Here is a 14,255-nt window from a genome sequence, read left to right as displayed (position 1 = left end):
ATTATGAGCGCCGCCCGCGCCAGTCCCTATCCGGAGTTTCCGATGACCGACCTGTCCGCCTTTCCGATCGCCAAGCGCTGGCCGGCCATGCAGCCCGAGCGCCTGCAGCTCTATTCCGCCACCACGCCCAATGGCGTGAAGGTCTCGATCGCGCTGGAGGAGATCGGCCTGCCCTATGAGCCGCATTATGTCGATATCGGCAAGAACGAGAGCTGGACGCCGGAGTTCCTGTCGCTCAACCCGAACGGCAAGATACCGGCGATCATCGATCCGGATGGTCCGGGCGGCAAGCCGATCGGCCTGTTCGAGTCCGGCGCCATCCTGCTCTATCTGGCCGACAAGACCGGCAAGCTCGTTCCCGCCGATCCGGCGCGGCGCTACGAGACGATCCAGTGGGTGTTCTTCCAGATGGCGGCAATCGGCCCGATCTTCGGACAGGTCGGCTTCTTCCACAAATTCGCCGGGCGCGAGATTGCCGACAAGCGGCCGCTCGAGCGCTACCGCGACGAGTCGCGGCGGCTGATCGGCGTGCTCGAAACGCGGCTGAAGAACCGCAAGTGGATCATGGATGACGACTACACCATCGCCGACGTGTCGATGCTGGGCTGGGTGCGCAACCTGATCGGCTTCTACGAAGCGCGCGACCTGGTCGGCTTCGATGATTTCCCGACCGTCGCCGAATGGCTGGAGCGCGGGTTGGCGCGGCCGGCGGTGAAAAGGGGCCTCACTATTCCGGCAAGGGGCTAAAAGCTATTCAGGAAAGCGAATAATGGCCGGGCGCAGCGACTTCACAGCCTGCCGTGTGGGATTGCGTAACCTAGGGCCTATTTCGCCTTGGCCTTGGCGCCACCACGGTTGAACACCGAGGCCGCAAGCCGCGCGGTGGCAACGACCGCCCCTGTCGCGACGCTCGCCACGGTACTGATCGGACCAGACGTCTTGGCCGCGGGCTTCGGATGCTTCCCGCTCTTGGCCGCGACCTTGTGGACCGCTGCCTTGTGAGCCGCGCCGGGCGTCACTTTCTTCGGTGCCGCCTTGCCAAAGGCCAGCTTGGCGTCTTTCGACCGCTCGGCGGTCGCGGGGCCGGCGCCGGCCTTGGCCTGCGTCGCTCTGGATTGTGTGGCCCGGGTTTTCTTGGCCACGGGTTTTCTGCTGTTGGTTGCCATCTGACGGCTCCTGCTTGTTTTCTTTCGCAATTCCGGACGGAAGGCGGTTGCACGCCCACTCGGAATTGCTCCGTCACCGCACAATTCGGAACAGAGTGATAACGGGGTGAAAACCTTAAAGTTCCCGCCGGAAAATATTGAAAATTGAGCAGGTTAACCAATCACTAGGGTCGTTAACCAACGACCAGTCATTGACCAATGACCAGATCGGCCGGCCTGCGCCGCGCCAGCACCCGCTCGATGTTGGGCATGTCGTTGGAGGCGATCCAGGCGCGGGCGTCCTCATCCGACTTGCCATGCTCGCGCCAGCGCTCCATCAGCCGGCGCTCGAGCTCGTTGCGCGGCACGTCGACGAAAATGGTGAAATCGAACAAAGGCGCCAGCCGCGACCACGGCTCCTCGTCGAGCAGCAGGTAATTGCCCTCGACCAGGATGAATTTTGTGTCGGCGGAAACGATCTCGGCCGCCGCGCGCGACAGTTCGATGCTGCGGTCGAAGACCGGGATGGCGATGTCCGGCTCGCCGGAGCGGATGCGCTTCAGCAGCGTCTCGAAGCCGGCGAAATCGAAGGTTTCCGGCGCGCCCTTGCGGGGACGCAGGCCACGGCGGTTGAGGATGATGTCGTCATAATGGAAGCCGTCCATCGGCACGACTTCCGAGCTACCTTCTGGGAGAAGCTCATGCAGGCTCGCCGACAGCGTCGACTTGCCGGAACCCGGCGGACCGGCAATGGCGACGACGAAGCGCTTGGCCTTGCCGGCACGCTTGAAGATGGCGGCTGTGATATGGGCGATCTCGGACATCGGCGCCTCTTCGGTAAGGTTGCGGCCGGTATTTTGGCGGGTGTGGATGGAAAATTCAAACCTCGTTCCTTGATGCCGAGGTTAGGACGGCTTGCCGGCGGTCTCTGCCTTCGAGATTGGCCGGAACGCCCTTCCCTTCGTCATCCACGGGCGGAGCAAGGAGCGAAGCGACGCGCGCAGACCCGAGGATCCATTCCGTGACGCCAAGGCCTTGTAACGGCGCGATCAAGGTAACGGCATGGATTCCAGGGTCTGCGCGCGTCGCTTCGCTCCTTGCTCCGCCCGTGGATGACGAATTTCCAGATGCGCTGCCCCTCCAACTTACGCCGGAACCGAGCGCCCAATGCGCAGGAAGTCACCGTCGAACGGGACGTCCTTTTGCGAACCGTCAACAGTACGGACGCGCAAGTAGTCACGAGCGGCTTCGATGCCCGGCGCCTCGGCCTCGGCGAACGGAACCGCACCGATGACATGGCGGAACGAGACCGACCGCCCTTCGGCCAGCGCAAACGCAGTCGCCACGCCTTCATGCTTGAGCCAATTGTCGCCGAGCGAGGCGGCGTGGCCGATGGCGCTGCGGCCGTCCTCGATGCCGAGCACGCCGAGATGGCGGCCGCTCCAGGGTGCGTAGTCGCGGCCGCCATTCGAGAACCAGAGCATCGTCACCGGCAGTTCGGCCGGGTTCTTCAGCACCAGCACCAGGTCCCGCTCGGCGCGGCGCGCAACAGCGGTCCAGCCGGGGCCGCCGTGATCCGCCTCGACCAGGGTGATGAAATCCTCGCGCTTGTCTTCCATGCGGTAGTCGGTGAGGTCTGTTGTGCCGCCGGTGGCGAGCGGAAACTGCGTGAGGTCGTCGGCTCTGGCCGGATAGGCCAGCATGAAGCGGCCGCGCGCCGGGTCGGGCTCCAGCGGCGTTGGGGGCGTGACAGCGACGCGCTTGGGCGAGAAGGCGAGCCGGCCGCCGCCCTGCATGACCGTCATCGGATGATGGGCGACGGAGATCGCGCCCGAGCCGCCCAAGAAGATGTGCTCCTGGTAGAGGAACGGATGGCCGTCGCGCAGCGTGAAGACCTTGTCGACGGTGGCGCCCATCACCTTACGGCGCAGCCGGAACACGGCGCGCCGGCCGCCGGCAATCGCGGCGTTCTCCACGACGTCCCATTCGCTGTTGGCAGGCCAGCCATGCAGGGGCGCGGCTTCGACATCGCTCGTCGAAAAAGGCGCGCAGAGGAAATCGCCCGAGAGTCGCACCGTGCCTTCGGGCAGGTTCGCGGGCAATGTCTCGCGCGGCGAGCCGACCCAGGGCGCGCGATGCAGCGGCGTCAGGACGCGGCCGTCGGCCTCGACCTCCATGGCGGCGATATGGCCGACGGCGAGATCGAGCGAGACGGAGATGCCCTTTGCGTTGATGGTGACGGCATCCATTGTGCTATCCCGCGAATCTTTTGGTGGCCGGCAACAGAGCCTGCTCAGGGCTCTCGGCGCAAGCGCAGTGGTTGGCAATTTGCATCAGCCGTGCCTGTCCGGACGAGAAAGCCAATTCTTGACCGTCGGCGCCGCCCCTCATCGCCCTGCCGGGCACTTCTCCTCGTATAGTGACGGGGAGAAGGGGCTGGCCGCAAACTCGGCGCCTTCCCGGCAACGTTGGCGATTGGCGAAACCCGCGATGACTGCCCCCCTCTCCCCGTTACTACACGGGGAGAGGATGCCGGCAGGCAGGTGAGGGGCGGCGCCGACGCTGGAAGAAAATATCCACTCTCAACCCCCAGACCGATTTCGCAGCGAGCAGGCCTTCGCTACTGCCGCTTATACTCCCTGACCGGCGACTTGGTGCCGTCCGTATAAGTCACCTGCACCGCCATCGATTTCACGTCGTCCTTGACCTTGAAATAGGGCTGGTAGTCGGAGGGAATGGCATAAGGGTCCTTGGCGTCGCAGGGCGGCATCTTGATCTCCTTGTCGAGCGCCGTGCCGTTCAGGCTGTAATGCACTTCCTTGATCGCGCAGCGGTAGGACAGCATCTGGGTGAAATAGACCAGGCCGCGATTGCCGCCGGAATCAAAAGCGATCCACGACGTCCAGAACTGATCGAGGACCTGCTTGTTCTCCTGCTGCAGCGCGCCGTCCGGATCGAAACGGATGTCGAAGGGGCCGGTTTCGCGGCCGCGGATGTCGAGATATTTGATGGCGATGGTGGTGGCGGCGGTGCTGTCCGGCAATTCGAAGCTCGGATTGGGCATCGGCTTGCCGGTGCGCTGGTCGTTCATCGCCATAACCCCGGTGTCGGTGAACGGGCCGGAATCGCCGAGGCGCCAGGAGATCGCCGTTGCCGGCTCGGGCAGCGAGATCGTCATCGACCAGCCGGAATTGGAGCGCATCGGAGTCAGCGTCGGCACGAAGCGCGACGGGTCGAGCACATCGCCCAACGCCGTCAGCCGGCTGCGGCTGCGGTCCAGCCAGTCGGCCAGCTGCGTCTGGTCGACGAAATATTTGAGCAGGCCGCCATCCTTCTCGTAGGAGACGAATTTGCTCAGCGCCTGCGCCTCGCTGCGCTTGTCGGCGAGCGTCTGGCTGCCGAGGCGGTCCTCGGAAAACTCCTGCGCCAGGAGAAAGTAAGCCGGCGCGTAATCCGGGTTGGCCGCGATGAAGACGTTGAGCTTGTCGAGCCGCTGCGCATCGTCGAACTGCAGGAGATGCACGAGCTTGATCGACGGCGCCTTGGCCTTTTCCGCGAGCGTGCCGAACACTTCGCGGGCGCCGGCCTTGCCGTCCTGGACCCGGAGCAGCGTGGCAAAGCGCGTATAGGGATCGATCGCGTCGACATCGAAGCCGGCAAAGGCGAGGTAGGAGCGGCGGGCATTGAGCATGTCGCCGGCGAGCTCATAGACGCGGGCGTTGTGGTAGAACTCGTCCGGACGCTTCGGATCGGCGATCGCCCCGCCCTGCGCGGAGAGCTGGGCAAAACCCTTGGCGATGGTGTCGATCGAAGCGGCGATCTGCTCGGTGGTCGCCTGCAGCTTTTCAGCCTGCGCCTGCTGCTGTTGCTGGCCGGCGGCCAAGGTGTCGGTCGTCTGCTTGACCGCTTCGACGGTCTTCTGCGTCTCCGCCCCCTGCGCCGACTGCTGCTGTTGGGCGGACGCGATCTGCTCGGTCTTCTGCGCGACCGTATCCGTGGTTTGCTTCACCGCCTTCACGGTCTTTTGCGTCTCGGCGCCCTGCGCGGTCTGTTGTTGCTGCGTGGAAGCGATCTCCTGCGCGGTCTTGGCGACCGTGTCGGTCGACTTCTTGACCTCCTCGACCGTTTTCTGCGTCTGGGTGACCGTCTGCTCGATCTTCGCCACCTTCTGCGAGACGATGCCCAGCGATTGCTGCAGCTCGGCGACCGCAGGCACAAGATTGGCGATCACGCCGTTCTGCGAACTCGTTTCCTGCTGGATGCCGTAGACGCCGCCGGCGATTGCCGCCGCACTGGTGGCGAAGATCAGCGCCGGCATCGCCTTGGCGGCCAGCACCAGCCGCAGCACGATGGCGATGGCGATGACGATGGCCGCGACGGCAGCGACCAGGGCAATATAGGCGGCAAAGGGCCCGAGCGGGTTGAGCACGTCGCCGACCGCGCCGCTGATGAAAGCGAAGCTCGCCGCCCATTTGCCGGTGCGGCTGAGCGAGGCCCTGAGCAACGAGGTCGTACCCGTGGCGATTTCCGACATGCCGATCCCCCCAAATCCAAGCCGCGACATATTAGCGGAAAGCTGGGGCGGATGGCAAAAGCGGGGCGAAGCCAGGGTGGACGGCCCCTCACCCAGCCTCCGCTTCGCTCGGCTGACCTCTCCCCAAGGGGAGAGGAGACTGTCGGCGCCGGCGCCAGCCTCTTCTCCCCCCACGGGGAGAAGGTGGCCGCGAAGCGGCCGGATGAGGGGGCGGCGCCAACGTCGAAGGACAAAGAACCACCTTCTCCACCCCCCAAAACCTGGGCAAATGCTTCATTGCCGCCGTTAACCAGTTGGACGCGGCACATGGGTTACGTTAGCTTCGCCGCATCTCAGCAACAGCTTTAGAACAGTCTTGCCCCGTCCCTTCCCTTTCCTCCAGAAACTCATCGCCGTGTTGGCCTTGCTCGCGCTGGTTGCCGGCTGCACGACGGCAGCACCGCCTGAAAGCGTGCTTGCCGTGCCGGCGCAACCGCAGAAATACGCGGCGATCGTGGTCGACGCCTCGACCGGCAAGACCCTGTTCGAGGTCAATTCGCGGTCGCAGCGCTATCCGGCGTCGCTGACCAAGATGATGACGCTTTACATGCTGTTCGAGGCGCTGGAGAGCGGCCGGGTGACCAAGGAAACGCGGATCCCGGTTTCCGACCATGCCGCCTCGCAGCCGCCGACAAAACTGCGTTTTAGGCGCGGCGAGACGATCGACGTCGATTCCGCCATCCGCGCCATGGTGGTGAAGTCGGCAAACGACGTGGCGGTGGCGGTGGGCGAATATCTGGGCGGCGGCTCGGAGGACCAGTTCGCCGCCATGATGACCGCCAAGGCGCGCTCGCTCGGCATGAGCGGCACCAATTTCCGCAACGCCTGCGGCCTGCCCGACGACGGCCAGGTGACCACGGCGCGCGACATGGCGGTGCTGGGCATGGCGCTGGAAAAGCGCTTCCCGCAGCATTTCCACTATTTCTCCGAAAGCGACTTCATGTTCCGCGGCAGGCTGGTGCGCGGCCACAACGACATGCTGGGCCGCGTGCGCGGCGTCGACGGTATCAAGACCGGCTACATCCGTGCCTCCGGCTACAACATCGTCACCTCCTACAATGCCGACGGGCGGCATCTGGTCGTGGTGGTGATGGGCGCCGATAGCGCGCGCCAGCGCAACGACCACGTCGAGGCGCTGATCCAGCGCAGCCTCGGACCGACGATCGCCGATGCCGGCCAGCCGAGGCTGATGTATTCCGGGCAGCAGCCGGCCTCGCCGCCGCCCACCCTGCTTCCGCCGGCGGACTCGGCGTTGCCCGGTTTGCCGCAGCCGGGTTCGGTGACGCCCGCGTCGGCGGTGCCGGGCCAGCCGGCGTCCGACTTTCCGTCTCCGGACCTAGCATCGCCCGGCGCGCCGCTGCTGCCGACGCAGTAGGACGGCGGGGCCGACGGGACAGTCTGAGATGTCCGGCGGGACAGCGCCCCCCTCTGTCCTGCCGGACATCTCCCCCACTTGGGGGGAGATTGGCGGTTTCGGCGCAGGCTCACTCCTGCATCGTTGGTGGTTGGCGAAATCGGCGGCGCCGGCTGATCTCCCCCCTTGTGGGGGAAATGTCCGGCAGGACAGAGGGGGGCGCGAAGGATCGCTGCCTATCTCATTCTCACACCGCCTCCGCCGGGCGGACCCTACCGAACCACCAGCACCGGAATCCTGGTCAGCGACACCACTTCCGCCGTCTGGCTGCCGAGCACCAGCCGGCCCAGCCCGCGGCGGCCATGCGAGGCCATGACGATGATATCGCTGCCCTCGCTGGCGGCCACCTCGAGGATCGCCTCGGCGGGCGTGCGGTTCTCGACATGGACGCCCTTCGAGCCGACGCCCTTGGCATCGGCCTCGGCCTTGCATTTGCCGAGCAGCTCGCTGGCGTATTTGCGCGCGCTCTCCTCGTAATTGACCAGCTCGTCGGCGGCGACGTAACCGGCCATGGCGCCGCCCCAGGCGAGCGTCGGGAACGGCTCGGAGACCGTGACGAAGGTGATCGTGGCGCCCAAGCCCTTGGCCAGCTCCAGCCCGTGGGCGACGCCCTTCTGGGCGAGTTCCGAACCGTCGGTGGCGATCAGGATTTTCTTGTACATGGTGGCGATCCCTCATTTCTCGGGGCGATGCGCCCCGGTGGGCCTGAACGATCAGGCCTGGTTTGGATATAGTCAGCCTATCAGGCCTGCCACAGGGGCCGGTTTGATGTGGATCAAGGCCAGGCGGCGGAGACGATTACGCCAGGAGCTTTGCTCCAACATTGATAGCGCAGCGGCATGCCTTATGAAGCGGGCCGGGGGTCAAGGATCCCAAAGATGGCGCTGCCCCTCACCTGCCTGCCCTCATCCTCTCCCCGTATAGTGACGGGGAGAGGGGCGCTCTCCTCGACGGTTTCGCCAATCATCAACGTTGCAGGAAGACGCTTAGCCGGCGGGGCGCTTCCTTCTCCCCGTCACTATACGGGGAGAAGGTGCCCGAAGGGCGGATGAGGGGCAGCGGTGACTTCGGAGATTGGCCGTTGCTTGCCGGTCTGGCAGTCTGCATCCCCGCTAAGGTTTGCGCTCCGACGGCGGCTCCCCCCATCACAAGAACTTGTTCGGTCACACCAGCTTCACACTCACCATGGATATGCCGAGCCGGCTTGGCGTATCGTACCCGCAAAGCCTCGAACAGGAGCACCGACCATGGCAGGCGACCCGAAGGCATCCGCGCAAATCCAGGCCGACAACGAGAACGACGTCGCCGGCGAGTATCTCGAGGCGGAAACCGTGCCGGAGGATGCGCAGGCAGCCGCCGACGAGATCCTCGAAGCGCCGGAGGTGCCGGATTCCGAGCCGCAGGCCGAACCGCATGTTCCGGGCGCCGCCCGGATCAAGCCCAAGAAAAGACCCTCGGCGATATCGGGTCGGAAATTCCGCAAGCGCGACCTGGTGCGCATCGACGATCTGAGGCCCAGCCTCGCCGACCGCATCCGCTCCGACCATCCCGACCTGCCGCGCGGCGCCCGCATCAGCCGCGAGGAGCTCGGCCGCTACCGCATGCGCTACATGGAGGAGCTGCTGCAGCAGGAGCACGGCGAATTCTCCGAGCTTGACCGCCAGGTGGTGGAATCGATTGCCAAGCAGGACACGATCTCGGAGAACTCGGAAGAGGAATATGAAGAGCACCGCTCCTTCCTCGACCGCGTCTCCGACACCATGGCCGAGTTCGGCGGCAGCTGGTGGTTCCTTATCTCCTTCGCGGCGGTGCTTTTGCTGTGGATCGGCATCAACCTGATCGCTGGCACGACCAGCGCCTTCGACCCCTACCCGTTCATCCTGCTCAACCTTTTGCTCTCCTGCATCGCCGCCATCCAGGCGCCGGTGATCATGATGAGCCAGAAGCGCCAGGAAGCCAAAGACCGGCTGCGCTCCTTCAACGACTACCGGGTGAACCTCAAGGCCGAGCTCGAAGTGCGGCACCTGCACGAAAAGCTCGATTACCTGATCTCGCGCCAATGGCAGCGCCTGGCCGAAATGCAGCAGATGCAGCTCGATGCCATGCACGAGCTGACCGCGGCGAAGAAGGTGAAGCGCGCGACACGGGCGGTGCGGCGGAAGACGGCGAAGGTGGGGGCGGAGGGGTGACGCCAGTTCCTCGCCCCGCCAGAGGCGGAGAGAGGTGGCTCGGCGAAGCCGAGACGGAGAGGGGAGCGCCCTCTCCGATAGTCCATCGGCCAGCCAATCGACCCACCTTGCCGCCGCACGATCGCCAATTGCCCGTTGAAGCCCGCCGCCGCTTCCGCTAAGAAGCCGTGGCTGGCCGGCTCACCGGCCGGTTCGTTTTCCGGTTCCCCGGGAAGCACCCGTAGCTCAGCTGGATAGAGCGCTGCCCTCCGAAGGCAGAGGTCGCAGATTCGAATTCTGCCGGGTGCGCCAATTTCTCATTGCGTATCAAATAGTTAGCCCTGCACTTTGCTCGCCTAAAGTTCTTCAGGGCTGAGCGGCGTAAGCGCTGAGAACCTGATTTCGGGCGAAACCATGTCGCCAAATCCCGCAGATTTCGGTGAAACGGTGTGAAAACGCCGGTTTACAGCAGGCGAACTTTAGAAATGGGGTTGAGCGTTGCCGACGTGGGCAACGCTCAACGGGAGAGTTTGGCGTCACCGGAGGTGCAATCTCCCGGAGCTTGGAGATGGCCGAAATGGGGCCGCAAGCAGTCTGTGGCTTCGCGCTGTGGTATGCCGAAAAGCGACATTTCAGGCTGGCTGGATTAGCGTCGAAAGCGGCGCGACCTCTTGTTCCGGCACCCACTTGACTTGGTGCAATGGTCGAGAAATTGGCGGTACGATTTCCTCATATTTCTAGAACTTCTGCCATGCCAGGCGTAAGCTCCGCTTAACAACAACGGCAGTTTTTTCGGCGTTTACAATATCCGGCCGAAGTCGGACGTTGCCCTCAACAAGAGCATGTCCCCAGGGGTCGGCGGTCGTTAGATCGCCGCCGCCGCACATGCCAACGGAGGGTTTTCTTAATGAGCAAGAGGCAGATGAAGCTGGGTCTCTCCATGCGGTACATGGGATACCATGTCGGCTCATGGCGGCATCCGGATGTACCGGCGGATGGCGCCTCTCTCTTCCAATCGTTTCTGGAAGTGGCGCAGACAGCCGAACGCGCCAAATTCGACATGCTGTTCCTGGCGGATGGTATAGGGGTCCGGTTGGACGACAAGCCCAAGGGATCGATGTGCAGATCGCGCCACAATGTGGAACTGGAGCCGCTGACGCTTCTGTCAGCCTTGGCTCCTCTTACCCGCAACATCGGCCTGGTTGCCACGGCGTCGACAACCTACAATGAGCCCTATCACATCGCGCGCAAATACGGCTCGCTCGACCAGATCAGCGGAGGCCGCGCCGCCTGGAATGTGGTGACCTCCTGGTCGGATCAGGAGGCTTGGAACTTCTCGATGAGCAAGCAGCTCGATTACGACACCCGCTACGAGCGCGCGCACGAATTCGTCGAGGTGGTCACCGGTCTCTGGGACAGCTGGGACGAGGACGCGTTTCTTCTCGACAAGGAATCCGGGGTCTTTTACGACGAAAAGAAGATGCATGTCCTCGACCATGTGGGCAAGCATTTCTCCGTCCGAGGGCCGTTGAGCGTCCGACGTTCACATCAGGGTCGGCCGATCCTGGTCCAGGCCGGCGTATCGGAGCCTGGTCAGCAGATCGCGGCCGAGTACTGCGATATCGTCTTCATGGCCAAGAACGACCTCAAGTCCGCCCAGGACTACTATTCCTCGGTGAAGGACCGGTTGGAACACTTCGGCCGCAAGAGGAGCGATCTCCTCATGATGCTCGGCCTTACACCCATCGTCGGCCGGACCCGCGAGGAGGCACAGGAGAAATACGAACAGCTCGAGGCGCTCATCGATCCGATCGTTGGCCTTTCAATGCTCTACCGCTCGTTTGGCGATCTTTCGCATCTGCCGCTGGACGGCCCGGTGCCAAAACCGGACCTTGACAAGGTCGGCCTCAAGAGCAGCGCTGAGATGTATTACGACCTCGCCCAGAAGCAGGGCCTAACAATACGCCAGCTCTACAAAAAGATCGGCATGGCCCAGGAGCACAAGACCGTCGTGGGAACCGCGGCCGACGTCGTCGACGAGATGGAGTCCTGGTTCGAGCAGGGCGCCGCCGATGGCTTCAACATAACGCCGTCCCTTCTCCCGCACGGCATCAACGACTTTGTCGAACTGGTGCTGCCCGAACTGCGCAGACGCGGCCGATTCCGCGATGAGTATGAAGGGCGAACCCTTCGCGAGAATCTCGGCCTTCCCGTTCCCGCCAGCCGCTACGCGGCCACGGCTTCCTCCGACAGGCGTCTCGCCGGTTAAGTTTGATCGAACGAGTATCGGATATGCAAACGAACCCCGGTCGAGACACGCTCTTTGGTGAGGGCACCGCTCGCCTGCCGATCGAGGCGGGCGATCCAGCGAGCGATAGCCGTCTCTTTCGCAGATGCCTCGGCCTTTACGGGACGGGCATTGCCATCATCACCACGGAGATGGAGGATCAGCGGGCCGCCGTCACCGTTAACTCCTTCGCTTCCGCGTCGCTAGATCCGCCGCTGGTGCTTTGGTCCATCAGCCGCGCCTCACGCAGCTATCCGCTGTTCACGAATGGCAAGCGCTTTGCCGTAAACATCCTCGCCTCGACACAGATGAATGTCTCCAGACATTTCTCCAGCAAGGTCGAGGACAAGTTCGCGGATGCCTCATGGTCGCTTGGGGAATTCGGCTCCCCCTTGCTTCACGGTTGTCTGGCGCACTTTGAGTGCGAAACCTACGCGCAGGTCGAAGGCGGCGACCATACGATCCTGATCGGTCTCGTACGCCGCGCCAGTCGTTTCGAGGGGGAGCCACTGCTTTTTGCCCAGGGCCAGTACAGCGTCGCCTACTCTCATCCGGAGGTTTCGCCTGCGCCTGAGGTCGGCCGCTTGACCCCCGAGACATCCACCGAAGGAACGATCATTCCTCAGATATTCGAAGCGCACCATCTCCTTTCGGCAGTTTTCGACGAGCACCGCCATGCCGAGGGTCTCGATATCTCGGTGGCCCGGGTCATCGCCTGCGTATACGACATGCCGGGCCTGAAGACGGACCAGGTGGCGCGGGCGACATATCTCGGGCAACGGGACACGGAAGACGCCTTGGCCACGCTTGTCGAGCGCGGGATGCTCGTCAGTTCGGCCGACGGCCAGTTGATACTCACCGAAGCCGGGCGGCATCGGCGCGAGGCAATCCGGACGCGTTGGCAGAATTTCCAGAAAGATCAGCTTGAGGGCATACCGGAGGCAGACCTTCGTGCCACGCTGCGAACCCTCTCGAAGCTGATTGCCCAGAACAGACCGGCGAAACCATGAACTGGGACTACATTGTCATAGGCGCCGGATCGGCAGGCTGCGTGCTCGCCAACAGGTTGAGCGCTGACCCAGCCACGAAAGTGCTGTTGCTGGAGGCCGGCGGCAGCGACAAGCGATTGAACATCATCATGCAGGCGTTGGCCTTCAAGGCGATGGCCGACGAACGAACCAACTGGAAATTCATGACCGAGCCGGACCCGACCCGGAACAACCGTCGGGACATGATGCCCCGCGGCAAGGGACTCGGCGGCTCCAGCTCGATCAACGCGATGTTCTATGTCCGTGGAAACCGAGGCGATTACGACCATTGGGCGCAGCTAGGGAACCGGGGCTGGTCCTATGACGAAATTCTGCCCTACTTCAAGAAGGTCGAAGGCAACCGGGACGGCGTGACCGACATCTACGGTAAGGACGGCCCGGTCGTCGTCAGCGCCGTGCGCAAGCCTCCCAAGCTTGCCTACGTCTTCGTCGAAGCCATGAAGGAACTCGGCTATCCACACAACCCGGCCTACAACGCCGAACCCACCGACGGCGCCGCCATCATCCATGTCACGCAGCACATGGGAACCCGCTTCAGCGCGGCCAGAGGCTACCTGGACCCGATCAAGAAGCGGCCAAACCTCAGGATCATAACCGACGCGGTGGTGCGCAGGGTACTATTCGACGGACGTCGTGCCGGGGGCGTCGAGTTCGATGCCGGTGGCAAGACGCAGGTTGAGCGATGCGCCGGCGAGATCGTCCTGTCCGCGAGCGCGGTCAACTCGCCCAAACTTCTGATGCTGTCGGGCATCGGTCCGCAGGAGCAGTTGCGGGCGCACGGCATCGACGTGCTGCATGCCAGTCCCGGCGTGGGCCGGAACCTCCAGGAGCACGCCAGCACGCAGGTGAAGGCCTACGTCAACGTCAAGACCGCAAACCAGGAATTCAACCTGCTGGGAAAGCTGAAATACGGCGCGCAGTTCCTCCTCGACCGCTCAGGCTACGCCACCTACACCTACACGGGGGTAGGTCTCATCCGGACTCGACCAGAGCTCGAATATCCCGACATCCAGTACCATTTCGGGGCTTTTTCGGCGAACTACACCCATGATGGCATTGAGATGCAGAAGGAGGCCGCGATCAACCTCCAGCCCAACATCAACAGTTCACGCAGCCGGGGTTATCTCGAACTGCGATCGGCCGATCCATACCAGCAACCCAAGATCCAGCTGAACCTCCTGAGCGATCGCTATGACATCGAAACCTTGATGGCCGGCGGCAGGATCGCCCGCGCCGCGCTGAGCTCGAAGGCGTTCGCGCCATACGTCACCGGCGAGTTCAAGCCTGGCAAGGACGTGCAGACTGACGATGAGTGGACCGCCTATATGCGCGAGAACGCAAGCGGCAGCTATCATCCGTGCGGCACTTGCAAGATGGGCATCGACCCCATGGCCGTCGTGACACCGGATCTGAAAGTCATCGGCGTGGAGGGTTTGCGCGTCGTCGATTCCTCCATCATCCCGCAGATACCGAGCTGCAATCTCAATGCCATCAGCATGGCGATCGGAGAGAAGGGCGCCGATCTGATCCTTCAGAAACAAGCCGCCTACGCGACGGCATGATTTGACGGGTGATTGGGGCGCGAAAGCATGACCGCCGCTCCGGTTTCGAGTGATCTG

10 protein-coding genes, 1 tRNA gene and 1 pseudogene are annotated in these 14,255 nt (G+C 63.5%); 7 read left to right on the top strand and 5 right to left on the bottom strand.

The window, feature by feature from the left end; translation table 11 throughout:
* Positions 1-42 precede the first annotated feature (42 nt).
* The gene (locus tag CK230_RS30895) at positions 43-747 is read left to right on the top strand and encodes a glutathione S-transferase N-terminal domain-containing protein (protein WP_095820604.1); all 705 of its coding nucleotides are present in this window, start codon (positions 43-45) and stop codon (positions 745-747) included.
* A gap of 77 nt (positions 748-824) precedes the next feature.
* On the opposite strand, the gene CK230_RS30890 is transcribed toward CK230_RS30895, so the two are convergent.
* The 4 genes from CK230_RS30890 to CK230_RS30870 all read right to left on the bottom strand — a co-directional run bounded on the left by CK230_RS30890 (position 825) and on the right by CK230_RS30870 (position 5,679).
* Positions 825-1,166, bottom strand: a complete 342-nt coding sequence (locus CK230_RS30890) for a hypothetical protein (protein ID WP_095820562.1) — start codon at positions 1,164-1,166, stop codon at positions 825-827.
* Positions 1,167-1,354: 188 nt separating this feature from the next.
* Positions 1,355-1,969, bottom strand: coding sequence for a nucleoside triphosphate hydrolase (locus tag CK230_RS30885; RefSeq protein WP_095820561.1), 615 nt, complete (start codon positions 1,967-1,969; stop codon positions 1,355-1,357).
* A 321-nt stretch (positions 1,970-2,290) separates the two neighbouring features.
* Positions 2,291-3,394, bottom strand: a complete 1,104-nt coding sequence (locus tag CK230_RS30880; RefSeq protein ID WP_095820560.1) for a hypothetical protein — start codon at positions 3,392-3,394, stop codon at positions 2,291-2,293.
* 371 nt (positions 3,395-3,765) lie between these two features.
* On the bottom strand, positions 3,766-5,679 hold the full coding sequence (locus CK230_RS30870) for a methyl-accepting chemotaxis protein (RefSeq protein WP_245430126.1): 1,914 nt from the start codon (positions 5,677-5,679) through the stop codon (positions 3,766-3,768).
* Positions 5,680-6,130: 451 nt separating this feature from the next.
* On the opposite strand from CK230_RS30870, the pseudogene CK230_RS30865 reads away from it, so the two are divergent.
* Positions 6,131-6,871, top strand: a pseudogene (locus CK230_RS30865) (D-alanyl-D-alanine carboxypeptidase family protein); the annotation flags it as partial.
* 473 nt (positions 6,872-7,344) lie between these two features.
* Here CK230_RS30865 and CK230_RS30860 read toward each other — a convergent pair.
* Positions 7,345-7,794 carry a universal stress protein gene (locus CK230_RS30860; RefSeq protein ID WP_095820557.1) on the bottom strand — a complete coding sequence of 150 codons (450 nt, stop codon included), beginning with the start codon at positions 7,792-7,794 and terminating at the stop codon, positions 7,345-7,347.
* A 585-nt stretch (positions 7,795-8,379) separates the two neighbouring features.
* On the opposite strand from CK230_RS30860, the gene CK230_RS30855 reads away from it, so the two are divergent.
* The 5 genes from CK230_RS30855 (at position 8,380) to CK230_RS30835 (ending at position 14,198) form a co-directional block, all read left to right on the top strand.
* Positions 8,380-9,321 carry a DUF1003 domain-containing protein gene (locus CK230_RS30855; protein ID WP_095820556.1) on the top strand — a complete coding sequence of 314 codons (942 nt, stop codon included), beginning with the start codon at positions 8,380-8,382 and terminating at the stop codon, positions 9,319-9,321.
* 214 nt (positions 9,322-9,535) lie between these two features.
* Positions 9,536-9,612 (top strand) — tRNA-Arg (locus tag CK230_RS30850).
* A 595-nt stretch (positions 9,613-10,207) separates the two neighbouring features.
* Positions 10,208-11,569 (top strand): LLM class flavin-dependent oxidoreductase, encoded by a 1,362-nt coding sequence (locus CK230_RS30845; protein WP_095820555.1) that lies wholly within the window; start codon positions 10,208-10,210, stop codon positions 11,567-11,569.
* 23 nt (positions 11,570-11,592) lie between these two features.
* A complete protein-coding gene (locus CK230_RS30840; RefSeq protein WP_095820603.1) occupies positions 11,593-12,597 on the top strand; it encodes a flavin reductase in 1,005 nt (334 codons plus the stop codon).
* Positions 12,594-14,198, top strand: a complete 1,605-nt coding sequence (locus tag CK230_RS30835; RefSeq protein ID WP_095820554.1) for a GMC family oxidoreductase N-terminal domain-containing protein — start codon at positions 12,594-12,596, stop codon at positions 14,196-14,198. Before CK230_RS30840 ends, CK230_RS30835 begins: the two co-directional genes overlap by 4 nt.
* Positions 14,199-14,255: the final 57 nt, after the last annotated feature.

Source organism: Mesorhizobium sp. WSM3859, from assembly GCF_002295065.1.
GTDB lineage: Bacteria > Pseudomonadota > Alphaproteobacteria > Rhizobiales > Rhizobiaceae > Mesorhizobium.
The sequence above is the reverse complement of the archived record's forward strand: the minus strand, read 5'-3'. Positions and strand labels throughout refer to the sequence as shown.

Excerpts from the sequence above, each read along its gene's own strand:
- CK230_RS30870 (WP_245430126.1), bottom strand. The coding sequence starts at position 5,679 with ATGTCGGAAATCGCCACGGGTACGACCTCGTTGCTCAGGGCCTCGCTC.
- CK230_RS30860 (WP_095820557.1), bottom strand. The coding sequence starts at position 7,794 with ATGTACAAGAAAATCCTGATCGCCACCGACGGTTCGGAACTCGCCCAG.
- CK230_RS30835 (WP_095820554.1), top strand. The coding sequence starts at position 12,594 with ATGAACTGGGACTACATTGTCATAGGCGCCGGATCGGCAGGCTGCGTG.
- CK230_RS30890 (WP_095820562.1), bottom strand. The coding sequence starts at position 1,166 with ATGGCAACCAACAGCAGAAAACCCGTGGCCAAGAAAACCCGGGCCACA.
- CK230_RS30885 (WP_095820561.1), bottom strand. The coding sequence starts at position 1,969 with ATGTCCGAGATCGCCCATATCACAGCCGCCATCTTCAAGCGTGCCGGC.
- CK230_RS30895 (WP_095820604.1), top strand. The coding sequence starts at position 43 with ATGACCGACCTGTCCGCCTTTCCGATCGCCAAGCGCTGGCCGGCCATG.
- CK230_RS30880 (WP_095820560.1), bottom strand. The coding sequence starts at position 3,394 with ATGGATGCCGTCACCATCAACGCAAAGGGCATCTCCGTCTCGCTCGAT.
- CK230_RS30855 (WP_095820556.1), top strand. The coding sequence starts at position 8,380 with ATGGCAGGCGACCCGAAGGCATCCGCGCAAATCCAGGCCGACAACGAG.
- CK230_RS30845 (WP_095820555.1), top strand. The coding sequence starts at position 10,208 with ATGAGCAAGAGGCAGATGAAGCTGGGTCTCTCCATGCGGTACATGGGA.
- CK230_RS30840 (WP_095820603.1), top strand. The coding sequence starts at position 11,593 with ATGCAAACGAACCCCGGTCGAGACACGCTCTTTGGTGAGGGCACCGCT.